At 69.4% G+C, this 14,569-nt stretch carries 14 protein-coding genes; 10 read left to right on the top strand and 4 right to left on the bottom strand.

Annotated features, from left to right (window positions below):
* Complete coding sequence (locus ACIN94_RS06915; RefSeq protein ID WP_400700625.1) at window positions 1-897, bottom strand: endonuclease/exonuclease/phosphatase family protein; 897 nt, start codon at window positions 895-897, stop codon at window positions 1-3.
* 175 nt (window positions 898-1,072) lie between these two features.
* Between ACIN94_RS06915 and ACIN94_RS06920 the strand changes: the two genes are divergently transcribed.
* The 7 genes from ACIN94_RS06920 (at window position 1,073) to ACIN94_RS06950 (ending at window position 7,041) form a co-directional block, all read left to right on the top strand.
* Complete coding sequence (locus ACIN94_RS06920; RefSeq protein ID WP_400700627.1) at window positions 1,073-2,113, top strand: LLM class F420-dependent oxidoreductase; 1,041 nt, start codon at window positions 1,073-1,075, stop codon at window positions 2,111-2,113.
* A 77-nt stretch (window positions 2,114-2,190) separates the two neighbouring features.
* Window positions 2,191-3,258, top strand: a complete 1,068-nt coding sequence (locus ACIN94_RS06925; protein WP_400700629.1) for a M24 family metallopeptidase — start codon at window positions 2,191-2,193, stop codon at window positions 3,256-3,258.
* Window positions 3,259-3,283: 25 nt separating this feature from the next.
* Window positions 3,284-3,844, top strand: coding sequence for an elongation factor P (gene efp / locus ACIN94_RS06930; protein WP_400700631.1), 561 nt, complete (start codon window positions 3,284-3,286; stop codon window positions 3,842-3,844).
* Complete coding sequence (gene nusB, locus ACIN94_RS06935) at window positions 3,844-4,254, top strand: transcription antitermination factor NusB (protein ID WP_031160114.1); 411 nt, start codon at window positions 3,844-3,846, stop codon at window positions 4,252-4,254. Before efp ends, nusB begins: the two co-directional genes overlap by 1 nt.
* A 197-nt stretch (window positions 4,255-4,451) precedes the next feature.
* A complete protein-coding gene (locus tag ACIN94_RS06940; RefSeq protein ID WP_400700634.1) occupies window positions 4,452-5,210 on the top strand; it encodes a class I SAM-dependent methyltransferase in 759 nt (252 codons plus the stop codon).
* Window positions 5,211-5,265: 55 nt separating this feature from the next.
* Window positions 5,266-6,486, top strand: coding sequence for a DNA polymerase IV (dinB, locus tag ACIN94_RS06945; RefSeq protein ID WP_400701662.1), 1,221 nt, complete (start codon window positions 5,266-5,268; stop codon window positions 6,484-6,486).
* A 147-nt stretch (window positions 6,487-6,633) separates the two neighbouring features.
* Window positions 6,634-7,041: a DUF3040 domain-containing protein gene (locus ACIN94_RS06950; RefSeq protein WP_400701665.1), complete on the top strand. Its 408-nt coding sequence runs from the start codon at window positions 6,634-6,636 to the stop codon at window positions 7,039-7,041.
* Window positions 7,042-7,163: 122 nt separating this feature from the next.
* Here ACIN94_RS06950 and ACIN94_RS06955 read toward each other — a convergent pair whose 3' ends face one another.
* From ACIN94_RS06955 to ACIN94_RS06965, 3 genes are read right to left on the bottom strand one after another with little or no spacing between them, the layout of a single operon-like run.
* Window positions 7,164-9,584 (bottom strand): DUF3488 and DUF4129 domain-containing transglutaminase family protein, encoded by a 2,421-nt coding sequence (locus tag ACIN94_RS06955; protein ID WP_400700636.1) that lies wholly within the window; start codon window positions 9,582-9,584, stop codon window positions 7,164-7,166.
* Window positions 9,581-10,834, bottom strand: coding sequence for a DUF58 domain-containing protein (locus ACIN94_RS06960; RefSeq protein WP_400700638.1), 1,254 nt, complete (start codon window positions 10,832-10,834; stop codon window positions 9,581-9,583). The genes ACIN94_RS06955 and ACIN94_RS06960 overlap by 4 nt, the downstream gene beginning before the upstream one ends.
* Window positions 10,834-11,811, bottom strand: coding sequence for an AAA family ATPase (locus tag ACIN94_RS06965; RefSeq protein WP_400700640.1), 978 nt, complete (start codon window positions 11,809-11,811; stop codon window positions 10,834-10,836). Before ACIN94_RS06965 ends, ACIN94_RS06960 begins: the two co-directional genes overlap by 1 nt.
* Before the next feature lie 490 nt (window positions 11,812-12,301).
* Between ACIN94_RS06965 and mraZ the strand changes: the two genes are divergently transcribed.
* The 3 genes from mraZ to ACIN94_RS06980 all read left to right on the top strand — a co-directional run bounded on the left by mraZ (window position 12,302) and on the right by ACIN94_RS06980 (window position 14,433).
* Complete coding sequence (gene mraZ, locus ACIN94_RS06970; protein ID WP_400700642.1) at window positions 12,302-12,733, top strand: division/cell wall cluster transcriptional repressor MraZ; 432 nt, start codon at window positions 12,302-12,304, stop codon at window positions 12,731-12,733.
* A gap of 223 nt (window positions 12,734-12,956) precedes the next feature.
* On the top strand, window positions 12,957-13,949 hold the full coding sequence (gene rsmH, locus ACIN94_RS06975) for a 16S rRNA (cytosine(1402)-N(4))-methyltransferase RsmH (RefSeq protein ID WP_400700644.1): 993 nt from the start codon (window positions 12,957-12,959) through the stop codon (window positions 13,947-13,949).
* Window positions 13,950-14,043: 94 nt separating this feature from the next.
* A complete protein-coding gene (locus ACIN94_RS06980; RefSeq protein ID WP_400700646.1) occupies window positions 14,044-14,433 on the top strand; it encodes a hypothetical protein in 390 nt (129 codons plus the stop codon).
* The last annotated feature ends 136 nt before the right edge of the window (window positions 14,434-14,569 follow it).

A 14,569-nucleotide genomic window follows, 5' to 3' on the forward strand; every position in this document is an offset into this window, starting at 1 on the left:
TCAGCTCTCTTCGAAGCGGAGCGTGGCGACGGCGGCGCGGTGGTCGCTGCCGGCGGCCTTCTCCACACCGGCGCTGGTGGCGGTGAGGCCGCGGTAGAGGATGTGGTCGGGGCGGGTGACCGGGAAGGACGACGGCCAGGTGAAGCCGAAGCCGGAGCCCGCCTCCTGCTGGGCGTCCGACAGCGGAGGGACCAGGTTCGAGCGCTTGCGGTCGGTGGTGGCGGTGTTGAGATCGCCGAGCAGGAGCAGGTGCTCGCTGTCGTCACCGTCGATGAGCCGGCGGGCGTGGAGGAGGGTCTCGTCGCGCTGGGCCGTCCTGCCGGGGCGGGCCGAGGCCAGGTGCATGACGTAGACGGTCAGCTTCCCCTTGGGGGTCCTGACCACGACCCTCAGTGCCCGCACCCAGTCCAGGCCGATGTCCGCCTTGCGGGCGTCGACGATCGGGAACCGGCTCCACAGGCCGATCGTGGAGACCTGGTAGTGGTGCGGGAACCGCTTGCTGAGCTCCTTCGCCGCCGGGCCGCCGCCGGTCAGCTCCTGTGCGGCGACCAGGTCCCGGCCCTTCGAGAGGGCCCGTACGGCCTGCCCGGAGGCGGCGTTGGTCACTCCCACGTTGAGTGTGGCGACCGACAGGTCGCTCGGGCCGCCCGGTGGGCTGTGCAGCAGCACGGGACCGAACATGACCCCCCAGACGGCCGCCGGGAGCAGCGCGGCGACGCTCACCCGCCAGGAGCGGGTGAGCAGCGCGGCGACCAGCAGCACGGGCACGGCGACGCCGAGCCAGGGGAGCACGCTCTCCAGTACGGGGGTGAGACCGCCCAGCTCCGGCAGGAGCCGGTGTCCGCCGAGGACCAGGGCCAGCGCCCCGGCCGCCGCGATGATCGACCGTCTCAGCACGCCGCTCCTCGTCCGCCTGGCCCACGGGGGCCTCCTCCGCCTGGGAATGTGTACGCTACCGGCCCCGCTCCGGGGGTGCGGGGGTTGGTGGTTCGGCGGTGAGTCGATAGCCTTTTGCCCCGGAGAAAACGGAACATCATTCGGTTTCGTGGGTGCGTGGAAGGACGGTCTCAGGATGCGTATCGGTATGGCCCTGGACTACTCGGAGGGCTTCAAGCAGACGGTGGCCGCGCTGGCCGACTACGAGAAGGCCGGTCTCGACATCGTCTTCGTCGCGGAGGCCTACAGTTTCGACGCGGTCAGCCAGATGGGCTACATCGCGGCCAAGACCGAGCGCCTGCAGATCGCCTCCGGCATCCTGCCGATCTACTCCCGGACGCCCACCCTGCTGGCCATGACCGCCGCGGGCATGGACTACGTCTCCGACGGCCGCTTCACCCTCGGCCTCGGCGCCTCGGGACCGCAGGTCATCGAGGGCTTCCACGGCGTGCCGTACACCGCTCCGCTGGGCCGCACCCGCGAGATCGTCGAGATCTGCCGCCGGGTCTGGAAGCGCGAGCGCCTGACCTACGAGGGCAAGCACTACACGGTCCCGCTCCCCGCCGGTCAGGGCACCGGCCTGGGCAAGCCCCTGAAGATCATTAATCATCCCGTCCGCGACCGCATCCCCATCGTGATCGCCGCCATCGGCCCCAAGAACGTCGAGCTCTCCGCGGAACTGGCCGAAGGCTGGGAGCCGATCTTCTACATACCGGAGAAGGCCGCCGACGTCTGGGGAGCCTCACTGGCCGCGGGCAGAGCCAGGCGCGACCCGGCCCTGGGCGAGCTGGACATCATCGCCCAGGCGGCGCTGGCCATCGGTGACGACGTGTCCGGCTGGCTGGAGCTGGGCCGCCCGATGGCCGCCCTCTACATCGGCGGCATGGGGGCCAAGGGCAAGAACTTCTACAACGACCTCGCCCGCCGTTACGGCTACGAGAGGGAGGCCGAGCAGATCCAGGACCTCTATCTGGAGGGCAGGAAGGACGAGGCCGCCGCGCTCGTCCCGCACGAGCTGCTGGAGAAGATGTCGCTGATCGGCTCCGAGGGCCACGTCCGCGACCGCCTCCAGGCGATGAGGGAGTCGGGCGTCACGACGGTCAACGTCGCCCCGCTCGGCCGTACCCACGAGGAACGCGTCCGGCTCATCGAGAAGGTCAGGGAGCTCGCTTCCTGACATCCGGATCAAGAGGATCCCGCTCCGGCGGGGCCCTTGGGGAACGGCGGGGAGCGGCGGTCAATAGCATGCGAGTCATGACCGACACCCACGCTCGTCGCCGTGAACGTCTCGCGGCGCTGCTCCCCGCTCACGAGGCCGACGCGATCCTGGTCACCCGCGGTGTCAACGTGCGCTATCTGACCGGCCTGGCCAGCTCCAACGCAGCCGTGCTCGTCCGGGCCGACGCCCGTGCCACGCTGGCCACCGACTCCCGCTACGCCGAGACCGCCCGGCGGGCCTGCTCCGACATCGAGGTGATCGAGGAACGCGACGTCGCCGGGTGCCTGATCACGATGGCTGACCGGATCGCCATCGAGGCTCATCACATGCCCGTCGCCGACTACTTCCGGCTGGGAGAGGACCTGCTGCGTCTGTCCGGGATGGTGGAGTCGGTGCGCCGGATCAAGGACGAGACCGAGATCGACCTCATCCGCACCGCGTGCGCGCTCACCGACCAGGCCTTCGCCGACGTGCTGCCCACACTGCGGTCCGGGGTGACCGAGAGGGAGATCGCCAGGGCGCTGGAGGCCCGGATGATCAAGCTGGGTGCGGAGAAGCCCGCCTTCGAGTCGATCGTGGCGAGCGGCCCCAACGGCTCGATCCCGCACCACTCGCCCTCGGACCGGCCGCTGGAGCGCGGTGACCTGGTCACGATGGACTTCGGTGCGCTGTATGAGGGCTACCACGCCGACATGACCCGGACGGTGGCGATCGGTGAGCCCGCCGGGTGGCAGCGTGAGCTGTACGACCTGGTCCACGCCGCCCAGCGGGCCGGCCGGCATGCCGTACGGCCCGGCGCCGTCACCCACGAGGTGGACGCCGCCGCCCGCGACCTCATCGCGGAGGCGGGCTATGGGGACTACTTCGGGCACGGTCTCGGCCACGGCGTCGGACTGGAGATCCATGAGGTGCCGTTCCTGTCTCCGGCGACGCCAGAGCCCGACCACGAGCACGCTAGACTTGAGGATCGAGTTCCGGTCACCGTTGAGCCAGGAGTTTACCTACCGGGCAGGGGCGGCGTCCGCATCGAAGACACGCTTGTGACGCGTGATGACGGACCGGAACTTCTCACACGGACGACCAAAGAGCTGCTTGTCCTTTAAGAGCGGCCGTACGCAGGAGAAACTAGTGGCGACGACGAACGACCTCAAGAACGGCCTGGTGCTCAAGCTCGACGGCGGTGAGCTCTGGTCGGTTGTGGAGTTCCAGCACGTCAAGCCCGGCAAGGGTGGTGCGTTCGTCCGCACCAAGCTGAAGAACGTCATCTCGGGCAAGGTCGTCGACAAGACCTTCAACGCCGGCGTCAAGGTCGAGGTGGCTAACGTCGACAAGCGCGAGATGCAGTTCTCCTACATGGACGGCGACGACTTCGTCTTCATGGACACCGAGACCTACGACATGCTCAACGTCTCCCGGGGCGCTGTCGGCGACGCCGCCAACTACCTGCTGGAGAACACGCTCGCCACTGTGGCGATCAACGAGGGCAACGTGCTCTACGTCGACCTGCCCGCGGCCGTCGAGCTGATCATCGCCGAGACCGAGCCCGGCCTCCAGGGCGACCGCTCCACCGGTGGGACCAAGCCCGCCAAGCTGGAGACCGGCGCCGAGATCAAGGTGCCGCTGTTCATCACGACCGGTGAGAAGGTCAAGGTCGACACCCGCACCGGCGATTACCTCGGCCGGGCCTGATGTCGGCACGGGGTAAGGCGCGCAGGCGCGCGCTGGACATCCTGTTCGAGGCCGAGGCGCGGAGCCAGGATCCGCTGAGCGTCCTGGCCGAGCGACTGGAGCGGGCCGAGCCGCCCGTCAACGAGTACACCGCGACGATCGTCGAGGGTGTGTGCCGGCACCGGGCGCGCATCGACGAGCTGATCACCACCTACGCCGAGGGCTGGACGCTCGACCGTATGCCGGCGGTCGACCGTAACCTGCTGCGTGGTGGCACCTACGAGCTGCTGTGGATGCCCGACGTCCCCGAGGGCGTCGTCATCAGCGAGTGGGTCGGCCTGGCCTCCGAACTGTCGACCGACGAGTCGCCGCAGTTCGTCAACGGTCTGATGGCCCGCTTCAAGCAGCTCAAGCCATCCCTGACGTTGTAGCGCGTCCCGCGGGGGGCGAGCGCCGGTCTCCCGCGGTGATGTCTGCTCTTGTCTGGTCTTAATTCTTTTATCCCCCAGGGTTCTCACCCTGCCGGAAAAAGACTCGATCAAGCACGAGTATGGATCGTCCTTGGACGGTGCCGGGGACTGTCCGGCGTAGGGTGGGCTCGTCACCCGAAATAGGAGGCGATCTGAAGTTGCACGCCGTAGGCATCTCGCGGCAGGCAGGCACCTCGGCGGTCCGCACCGCCGTGGTCTGGGACGTCCTGCGGGCAGTTCTGGCCGATCGGGTGTCCGCCACCGGGCGGGATCGACTCGACATCGTCGACGCCGGAGGCGGCACGGGCGGCTTCGCCGTCCCGCTGGCCGAGCTCGGGCATGCCGTCACGGTCGTCGACCCCAGCCCTGACTCGCTGGCCGCGTTGGAGCGCCGTGCCGCGGAGGCGGGGGTGGGCGTGCGCGCGCTGCAGGGCGACGCCGCCGACCTGGGGGAGCTACTCCCCGCCGACAGTGCGGATCTGGTGCTCTGCCACAGCGTGCTGGAGTACGTGGAGGACCCGGTCAGCGCGCTGACGGCCATGGCCACCCTGCTGCGCGGGGGCGGCGCGATCAGCGTGCTGGCGGCCAATCCACTCGCCGCCGCGCTGCACCGCTCGATCGCCGGCCGGTTCGACGAGGCCCGCCAGGTGCTGGATGACCCCGAGGGCCGCTGGGGCGACCGTGATCCCACCCCCCGGCGCTTCACCCGGGAGGCCCTGGCGCAGCTTCTCGCCGTGACCGGTTTCACCCCCGGGGAGGTCCACGGTGTGCGGATCTTCGCCGACCTGGTGCCCAGCCGGTTGCTCGACGGTGAGCCGGGGGCCGCGCGTGCCCTGCTGGCCCTGGAGCAGGCGGCGGCCGTTCACCCCGTGCTCCGGGACATCGCCACCCAGTTGCACGTCCTCGGCCACAGGTGAGGCATGCGTCGAACACGTGTTCCCGTAGGATGGTGTCGTGTCGAGGAAGCAGCAGATGCCGCGCCCGAAGTCCGAGCTGGGCGCCGACGACACCGGCTGCCCGATCCTCCACGTCGACATGGACGCGTTCTACGCCAGCGTCGAGCTGCGTGAGCGCCCGGATCTCAGGGGAGCGCCGGTCATCATCGGCGCGGACGGCGCGCGGGGTGTGGTGCTCAGCGCCACCTACGAGGCCCGGAGGTTCGGGGTGCACTCGGCCATGCCGATGACCCGGGCTCGCCGGCTGTGCCCCCAGGCGGTGATCATCCCTCCGAGCCGGGGGAAGTACGCCGAGGTGTCCCGGGGGGTGATGGAGATCTTCCACACGTTCACCCCCGAGGTGGAGCCGATCGCCTCCGACGAGGCGTTCCTCGACGTCGGCGGGGCGCGCAAGCGACTCGGTCCACCGGCTGCCATCGCCGCGATGATCCGCGAGCAGGTCGTGCGTGAGCACGGGATCACCTGCTCCGTCGGGGTGGCGAACAGTAAATTCATCGCGAAGCTCGCATCGCAGCACTGCAAGCCAGACGGCCTTCTGGTCGTGCCGGTGGACAGGGTGGTGGATTTCCTTCACCCCCTCCCGGTAGGGGCACTGTGGGGCGTAGGGGAGCGTACGGAGCGGTCTCTGGCGCGGCTGGGCGTCAGGACCGTCGGCGACCTGGCCGCCGTCCCGGTCGCCACCCTGCAGCACCATCTCGGCCAGGCCGCCGGCGCGCATCTGGCCGCACTCGCCTGGGGGCGCGACGAGCGCCCGGTCACCCCGCACGTGCCCGACAAGAGCATCGGAGCCGAAGAGACGTTCGCCACAGACGTGGACGACCCCGTGAGGATCCGCAGAGAGCTGCTCCGCCTCTCCGAACGGGTCGCCTCCCGGCTCAGGGAGGGCGGTCACGTAGGCCGCACGGTCAGCGTGAAACTCCGCCGAGCCGACTTCAGCACCATCTCCCGCTCCCGAACGCTCAGAGAGCCCACGGACGTCGCCCGGGTGCTCTACGCGACCGCCTGTGATCTCTATGCTGCCGCCGACCTGGGGGAAGCCCGGCTCCGCCTGGTCGGGGTGCGGGTGGAGAGCCTGCAGCCGGCCGGTGAGACGCCCAGGCAGCTCGGCCTGGGAGAGCGGGAGTCGGGCTGGCGTGAGGCCGAACAGGCGATGGACAGGGCGGCCCGGAGATTCGGTCGTGATGTGGTGCTCCCGGCGTCGCTTGTTCGCCCACCATTTGGTGAAATAGACCCATGACGCCGCCTCCGGTTTGGACTACGTTGGACGTTTTCTTTCGTCTACGTCTACAGCCTCGTATTCTGGGGATAACCGACCGCGAGGTTCGGACACCCCGTGTCGTTCGTCACCGTCTTCCCCGTCCTGGGGCTGTCCTTGGGAGGCGCCGTGCCGCTCTCTGATCACGAGCAGCGCCTGCTCGACCAGATCGAGCAGGCCCTCTACGCTGAGGACCCGAAGTGGGCCAACACCGTAAGGATCAGCGATCCTCGCAGCCACTACAAGCGCCGCCTGGTGAAGGCCTCCGTCGGTTTCATCCTCGGCATCGTCCTGTTGATGGTCGGTGTCGTGATCAACAACATCCCGCTCGGCATCCCGCTCGGCGTCGGCGGTTTCATGGCCATGCTCGCCGCGTGTCTGTGGGGCCTGTCCAGCTGGAAGCGGATGAACGGGTTCGGTGAGGCCGCGGCCTCACCGCCCGGACAGCCGGGCAAGACCGGGCGCCGCGGCGGCTCCCGGCAGAGCTTCATGGAGCGGATGGAAGAGCGCTGGCGCCGTCGTCATGACGAGCGCTAGCGAGGGAGGGGGCCGTCCCCGGCACGCCGGGGACGGCCCCCTCCCTCGCTGATGATCACGGGCCGTCTCCGGGGAGACGACCCGCACGTATCGATCCGGCACTCCCTCCGGTCCTCGAGTCCTCAGACGTTCCTCCGGGCCGGTCGGCGGAGCCGGAGGTTCTCCAGCCGGTCGAAGCCGTCCAGCACCCGTGTCCCCAGACGCCGTGCCCGCAGGAGGGTGGAGGGCGGCAGCAGCACCGCGCGGATCCGCCGCCCTCGCGTCACGGTGGCCGCCAGGGCTCGCCGTACCCTGCGGAGGTCCTCGGCCAGCGAGCCGATCTCTCCCGGGGTGCGGGCGAAGAGCATCCGTTCCACCGCCGTGGCGATCCTGGCCATCGCGGCCCCGGCCTCGGTGTCGAACCCGTACTGCTCGGCGAGCCGCCGGGCCAGCGCTCTGGGGCTCTCGCTCGGCTGCCGCGACATGCCGTAGTCGCACAACATGTCGTCGAGCTCCGCCCAGGCCGCGCCCACCGCCGGCTCTTGCCGGTTGGCCCTGACCTCCACGACGCCGGAGTCCGGGACAGGTGGTGCCTCAGCCGGGGCGTTCATCTCGCGTGAGTAGGACCTGCGCCGCCGGGCGCGCAGCTCCCAGCGGAGCATCCCGGGGATCAGCGCGATCAGCGACACGGCGACGGTCCCGATGCCGATCCGCATCGCCAGGGGCACGCCCTCGTCCACCGGGAGCGGCACACCGCCGAAGTCGCGATCGAGCATCTGGTCACGGCGGTCGCGGGCGGATCCGCTGGGCAGATCCGATGCGGTGGAGTCCGAGGTCGGGGTCGTGCTCGGCTCGTCACCGGCCGTCACGGCCCGCGGCCGGGTGTAGGACGGCGCCGTCGCGCTGCTCTGTCCCGTGCTACCGCCGGGTGTGGGCTCGAACCGCAGCCATCCGGCGCCCTCGAAGTAGAGCTCGGGCCAGGCGTGGGAGTCATGCGTGCGCACCTGCCACTCCCCGGAGACGTAGCTGCCGCCGGTGTAGCCGATGGCGACCCGGGACGGGATGCCCAGGATCCGCGCCAGCACCGCCATGGAGGCGGCGAACTGCTCGCAGTATCCGGACCGGCTATGGATCATGAAGTCCGTCAGCGCCGTCCCGTTGTGCCCCTGGGTGGACAGGTTGTAGGTGAAGCCGCCCTTCTTGGTGAAGAAGTCCTGGAGCTGGACCGCCTGCTCGAACTGACTGGAGTCTCGCTCCGTCACCTGCCTGGCCAGCTCCCTGATCTCCCGGGGGATGGTCCCCGGCAGCTGCAGGTATCGCTCGTTGATCCGCGCGGGCGCCGGCTCCTTGAGTGTCTCCGGTACCGGCCGGGGCTCGGTGGTGACGACCTCGTAACCCAGCCCCCCGGCGGTCTCCTCGGTGGAGAACACCATGAGCGTGTCCCGGTCGGCCCTCCAGTCTCCCTCGATCTGGACCCGGCTGGCGGGGTAGGGCAGTGGCAGGAACCTCAGCGGCTCCCTGACCTGCTCGCTCACCTTGATCTTGATGGTCGCCTGAGTGACGGCCATGTCGGCGGCCTGGCCCGGAGCCGGTGGCAGCGGCCCCTCCGAGACCCGGTCCTCGGGATGACCCTGCGGCCCTGTCATCGTCCACTGCTCGCCGTCGAAGATGTCCAGCGAGTACAGCCGCAGATAGCGCGGGAAGGTGTCATTGGCGGTGTAGGTCAGCACGGTGGAGTTGCTCGGCAGCGAGAGCTGCCCCCGCAGGTTGGCTATCGGGTTCGGGATGCTGATCGAGTTGCCGCCCTTGCCCTTGCCGTTGCCCACGCCGAACCCGAACAACGGATCCGGCTCCAGCGTGGGCAGCAGCGCGGGCAGCAGGATGGCCAGCGCGATCGCCGTGAAGCCGACGCGCTTGCCCGACAGCCGCAGGGTCCCGGCGTCGGAGGCGGGTTTCGGGGCGACGAAGGACGGGGTACGGCGCACCAGCACCGCCCGGCCCCAGCGGTTGATCCGCTCGCGCCCGTCGGCGGCCAGCAGCCCCAGGTAACCCAGGGCCGCGATGATGAACGTCGGCCAGCTGATCGGCTCGGAGACCACCGCGGCCGGGACGGTGAACAGCGCCAGCAACGGCAGGCCGGTGAGCGCCGCCCGGCGCAACCGGGAGGCCAGCAGGTCGACGAGGGTCGCGATCAGTCCGACACCGCCGCAGGTCAGCAGGGTGATGCCGGTGTTGGCCGGCACCGGGGCGGCATATCGCTGGATATCGGCGAAACCGGTGATCAGCAGCTTCGCCAGCGCGATGACCGACTCCTTGGTGGGCACCAGCCCCGCCCATGTCTCATCGCCGGTGAACACCGCCGTCAGGTAGAGCCATACGGCGAGAAGCTGGGCCGGTGGCACCAGCCAGTTCGGCAGGGTGTAGCGGCTGCCCAGCAGGCCGACCCCCGTGACCACCAGGATGATCCCCAGGCATGCCCAGAACCAGTCGCCTCCCTGGAACAGGGGATAGAGCGCGAGCGCGACCGCTCCGGTGGCCATGCCCGACGCTATGGGAAGTCTCATGAACCGTCCCCACTGAGTGCGAATCGCCCGCGCTGCGCGGCGTCCGGCCACACGCTCGCGATCGAGGTCCCCGCGGGCAGCCGCACGATGCGCCAGCCCGTCCCGGCGAGAATCGCCTGCGCAGCCTGGTACTTCTCGTTCTGGCCGAGCTCGGGCCGCTCCCAGCCCGCCACGTCCAGCATCACGGCCACGCCGGTCACGTTGCCGTGCCTCAGCCTGGCCAGCGCCCGGGCCTGCTCCACGTCGATCCCGCCGAGGACCGCCACGATCAGTCCGTCGCCGCCGCCCTGCCGTAGCGCGTTGATGCCGTACTCCAGCGACCGCGCCGAGCTGGTGCGCACCACGGAAAGGGCATCCAGCAGCGACCAGCTCAGCCCGGTGTCGGTGAGGTGTTCGGCCCCCTGGTCGGTGACCAGGCGCAGGCCGAGTCCCTCGCGCGCCAGATGGGCGCCGATCGAGGCCGCGGCCGAGACCGCCACCTCGAACGACGAGCGGGGCCCCTCACCGCGGTGTGCGTACCGGCGGGTGTCCAGCAGTAGCGCGCCCCGGCTCTGCCACTGCTGCTCCTCGCGCCGCACCATGAGCTCGCCGTACCGGGCGGTCGAGCGCCAGTGCACGCGCCGCAGGTCGTCACCCTGCCTGTACTCGCGCGGTGCGATGTCGTCGTCACCCGCGGCCGCCACACTCCTGGTACGGCTGTCGCCCCCGCCCGTCCACTCGCCGGAGAGGCGGACGTGCGGGAGCGCCACGACCTGTGGGGTAACCACGAGCGTGTCGCTGATGCTGAACGACCTGGTCAGCTCGACCAGGCCGAACGGGTCAGTGATCCGGACGGTGAGCGGGCCGATTCCGAAACGGCCGCGCAGGTCGGAGCGGACCCGGTAGTCGATCTCCCGGACGCCGTGTGACTCCACCCTGTCCAGGACGAACCTGGGCCGTGCCCCCAGCGCGTACGGGACGGTGTCCTCGATCATCAGCAGGCCGGTCGGCAGCCGGGTGACGTTCTCCAGCCGCAGTGTCACGGTGGCCTCGCTGCCCACCTCGGCCCTGTGCGGGTCCAGGCGCCGCGCGCAACTCAGCCGGTAACGGGTGCGGGCCACCACCATGGCCGTCAGCAGCGGCAGGGAGACGATCAGCACCCCGATCCTGAGCAGGTCGTGTTCCCCGAGGATGAAGGCGCACACCAGCGCCGCGACGCCGGATGCGAGGAACGACCGGCCGCGGGCGGTGAGCGCCTTGAGGCCGGACATCACTTGACGTGCGTCTCGGGCACGGGCACCCGGCGGACCAGCTCGGCCATCACCTGCTCGGGCGTGCGGCGCTGGCCCTGGGCCTCGACACTGGGCAGCAGCCGGTGGGCGAGGACGGGCAGGCACAGCTCCTGCAGGTCGTCGGGGATGACGTAGTCGCGGCCGGCGAGCGCGGCGTGCGCCCGGGCCGCCCTGACCAGTTGCAGGGTCGAACGAGGGGAGGCGCCGAGCCGCAGGTCGGGACTGTGGCGGGTGGCGGTCACCAGGTCGATGGCGTACTTCTTGATCGGCTGTGAGACGTAGACCGCGCGCACCGCCTCGATCAGCGCCTGGACCTCGGCGGTGGTCGCCACCGGCTGCAGTTTGTCCAGCGGGGAGGCGGCACCGTGCACGTCGAGCATCTCCAGCTCGGCCGTGGGCTCGGGGTATCCCATCGCGATCCGGGCTGTGAAGCGGTCGCGTTGCGCCTCGGGGAGGGGATAGGTGCCCTCCATCTCGATGGGGTTCTGGGTGGCGATCACCATGAACGGGCTGTCCAGCCGGTAGGTCGTGCCGTCGACGGTGACCTGGTGCTCCTCCATGCACTCCAGCAGCGCCGACTGCGTCTTCGGCGAGGCCCGGTTGATCTCGTCGCCCACCACGATGTTGGCGAACACCGGGCCGGGCTTGAACTCGAACTCCCTGGTCTGCTGGTTGTACGCACTCACCCCTGTGATGTCGCTGGGCAGCAGGTCCGGGGTGAACTGGACCCGGCGCACCGGGCAGTCGATGGATCGTGCCAGGGCCTTGGCGAGCATGGTCTTGCCCACTCCGGGCACATCCTCGATGAGCAGGTGGCCCTCGGCGAGAAGAACGGTCAAGGTCAGGCGGATGACGTCGCTTTTACCTTCGATCACCGACTCGATCGCCTGGCGGATCCGATGCGCCGTGACGGCCAGATCATCGAGCCGAGGTGAGACGTCATGGGTTACTGCCACCAGGCCTCCATGAAGGTGCGGCGGTTTGCGCCGGGGGGTCCGTATTTTCGGGACCTTTGCGGTCCCTTTTCCATTGTGAGTACCGACACTACGGCGCTGTGCGTTCCTGGGCGACTCTATGTGGATATAAAGGCCCTTTCGGGTGAATAGCCATAGTGTCCACTCTGATCATGGCGTTCTTGTGCGACAGATGTGCCGATCTCGTGACAAGTCCGTAGGGTGTTCTATTTTTCACCCCCCGTCACCGGCGGTCAGCCGATTTCGTCATCGTCCGGCCATCGAGGTTCTTCTCGACACGCCCAGGGCGTCTGGGGGGTGCCCTGCCGCTCCACTCCACTCCACCCATATTGACCTGGGGAGATATCGCCGGAGTCGGCCGCGAGGACGTCCGGAATCAGTTGACGGTGGAGAGAAGTGGAGTATGGTGGTGCGCAGTGGAGGGCAGGGACTACAGCGTCAGGCGCTCCGCTAGGCACGGGAGGTGGGGCCGATGTTCCTCGGCACTCATCACCCGCGTCTTGATGACAAGGGACGGCTGTTCCTGCCGGCGAAGTACCGCGAGGAGCTGGCGGAGGGTCTGGTGATCACCAAAGGCCAGGAGCGCTGCCTCTACGTCTTTCCCGTAGAGGAGTTCCAGCGCATCACCGAGGCTCTGCGCACAGCGCCGGTGACCGCCAAGGCGGTCCGCGATTACAGCCGGGTCTTCTTCGCCAGTGCATCTGACGAGGTCGCCGACAAACAAGGCCGGGTCACCATCCCGCAGGCTCTGCGTGAGTATGCCAGCCTGCACCGTGACTGCACGGTCATCGGAGCCAACACACGGCTGGAGATCTGGGACGCACACGCCTGGGACACCTATCTGGCCGATCAAGAGCAGGCTTTTGCCGATCTGTCGGAGGAGGTGCTGCCAGGGATTCTGTGACTCCACGGTCGACTCATCGGTGAAAACGTCGTTCGGCGAGGTCTCCACCCGCAACCAGCATGCACGTCAGCTGATGCACCTTCCCCGGTGTCAGGTGACGGGCGGGTACGTGGGTGCGGATGGGGACCTGGCCGGACGGCCCGGGGGTGGGGACCAGCAGGGACACCGATGAACATCCGCCGCGCATCCGCGAGCGCGGCGGCAAGAGGGGGGTTTGCGCTTCATGCGCGCCGAGAACGACATGCGTGATTTTCAGGCTTCGGGCGGCCATGTGCCCGTGATGCTCGACCGAGTGCTGGAGCTCCTGGCTCCCGCGCTGACGGGCCCCGACCCCGTCGTGGTCGACGCCAACCTGGGCCTCGGCGGCCATGCCGAGGCACTGCTGGCCGCCCATCCCTCGCTGCATCTGATCGGAATCGACCGCGACCCCACCGCGATCGAGCGCTCAACGGCCCGGCTGGCGCCGTACGCGGACCGGATCACGCTGGTCCGTGCGGTCTCCGACGAGCTGACCGAGGTGCTGGCGGAGGCCGGCCACCCGCGCGTCAACGCTGCCCTGTTCGACCTGGGCGTATCCTCGCCCCAGCTCGACGAGGCCGAGCGCGGCTTCGCCTACTCGTACGACGCGCCGCTGGACATGCGGATGGACGGCGATCAGGAGCTGACAGCCGAGGTCGTCGTGAACACCTACTCGGCCGCGGAGCTCATCCGGATTCTCCGGGATTACGGCGAAGAGCGATTCGCCCCGCGTGTCGCACGCCTAATCATCAAGGAACGGGGCAACGAGGCCATAACGTCGACCAAGCGGCTTGCGGAGATTGTCCGTACGGCAATCCCGGCTGCTACCCGACGAACTGGGGGAAACCCCGCAAAAAGGACTTTTCAGGCGCTGCGGATCGAGGTGAACGCGGAGTTGACAGCACTGGAACGCGCGTTGCCCGCCGCACTCGACGCGCTGACGCTTGGTGGGCGCGTGGTCGTGCTCGCCTACCACTCCCTTGAAGACCGGCTGACCAAGCAGGTGCTGGCGGCACGGACCAAGGAGACCGGCCCGCCGGGGCTGCCCGTCCCGTTGCCGGCTCACCAGCCGCGGTTCGCCCTTCTGACAAGGGGAGCCGAGCTTCCGAGCGAAGAGGAGGTGGCCCGCAACCCGCGGGCGGCCTCTGCCCGGTGTCGGGCGGCAGAGAGGATCCGTGAGGCAGTTGACGAGGAGTGATTCAGACGTCCGCACCGCGCCGAGCCGTGGCGGACGACCTGCGCGCGTCCCCCGCGCGACGCCACCGGCACGCAGGACCAGGCCGGTCAGGACCGTGCCCGTCGCCCGTGCCGCAGCCCCGGCTCCGGCGGCCCAGCGGAGGCGTGCGCCGCGCGCTCCCTTCGTGCTGCTCGTGGTCGGCCTGCTCTGCGGTGGCCTGGTCAGCCTGCTGCTGCTGAACACCGTCCTTGCTCAGGACTCCTTGAGGGCGGACGAACTCCGTAAGACCAACGATCAGCTCCGCCAGGACGTGGAGGAGCTGAAGAACGACAACATGCGGATGGAGATGCCCGACGCGCTCTCCCGTAACTCCGCCAACCAGGGTCTGGAACCTGACTGGGACAAGGCCAGAGTCATCACCCTCGACCGCTCTGCCGGTAGCCGGGCCGCGAGTGAAGGCCAGACGCCCGTCGGGCAGGAGCGAGTGCCGGGCACGGGCCGGTGAGGGAGACCGGTGGCCGGGGTCCCGGCCGCGGCGGCTCCGGCCCCGCGGGAGCATCCGGCCGCCGGGCCCCAGGCGGGCCCGGCCGTACCGGCAGACCGAACGGTCCGGATACGACGGGGAGGCCGGGTCCCTCCGG

The organism is Streptosporangium sp. NPDC087985, from assembly GCF_044741965.1.
Classification (GTDB): Bacteria; Actinomycetota; Actinomycetes; order Streptosporangiales; family Streptosporangiaceae; genus Streptosporangium.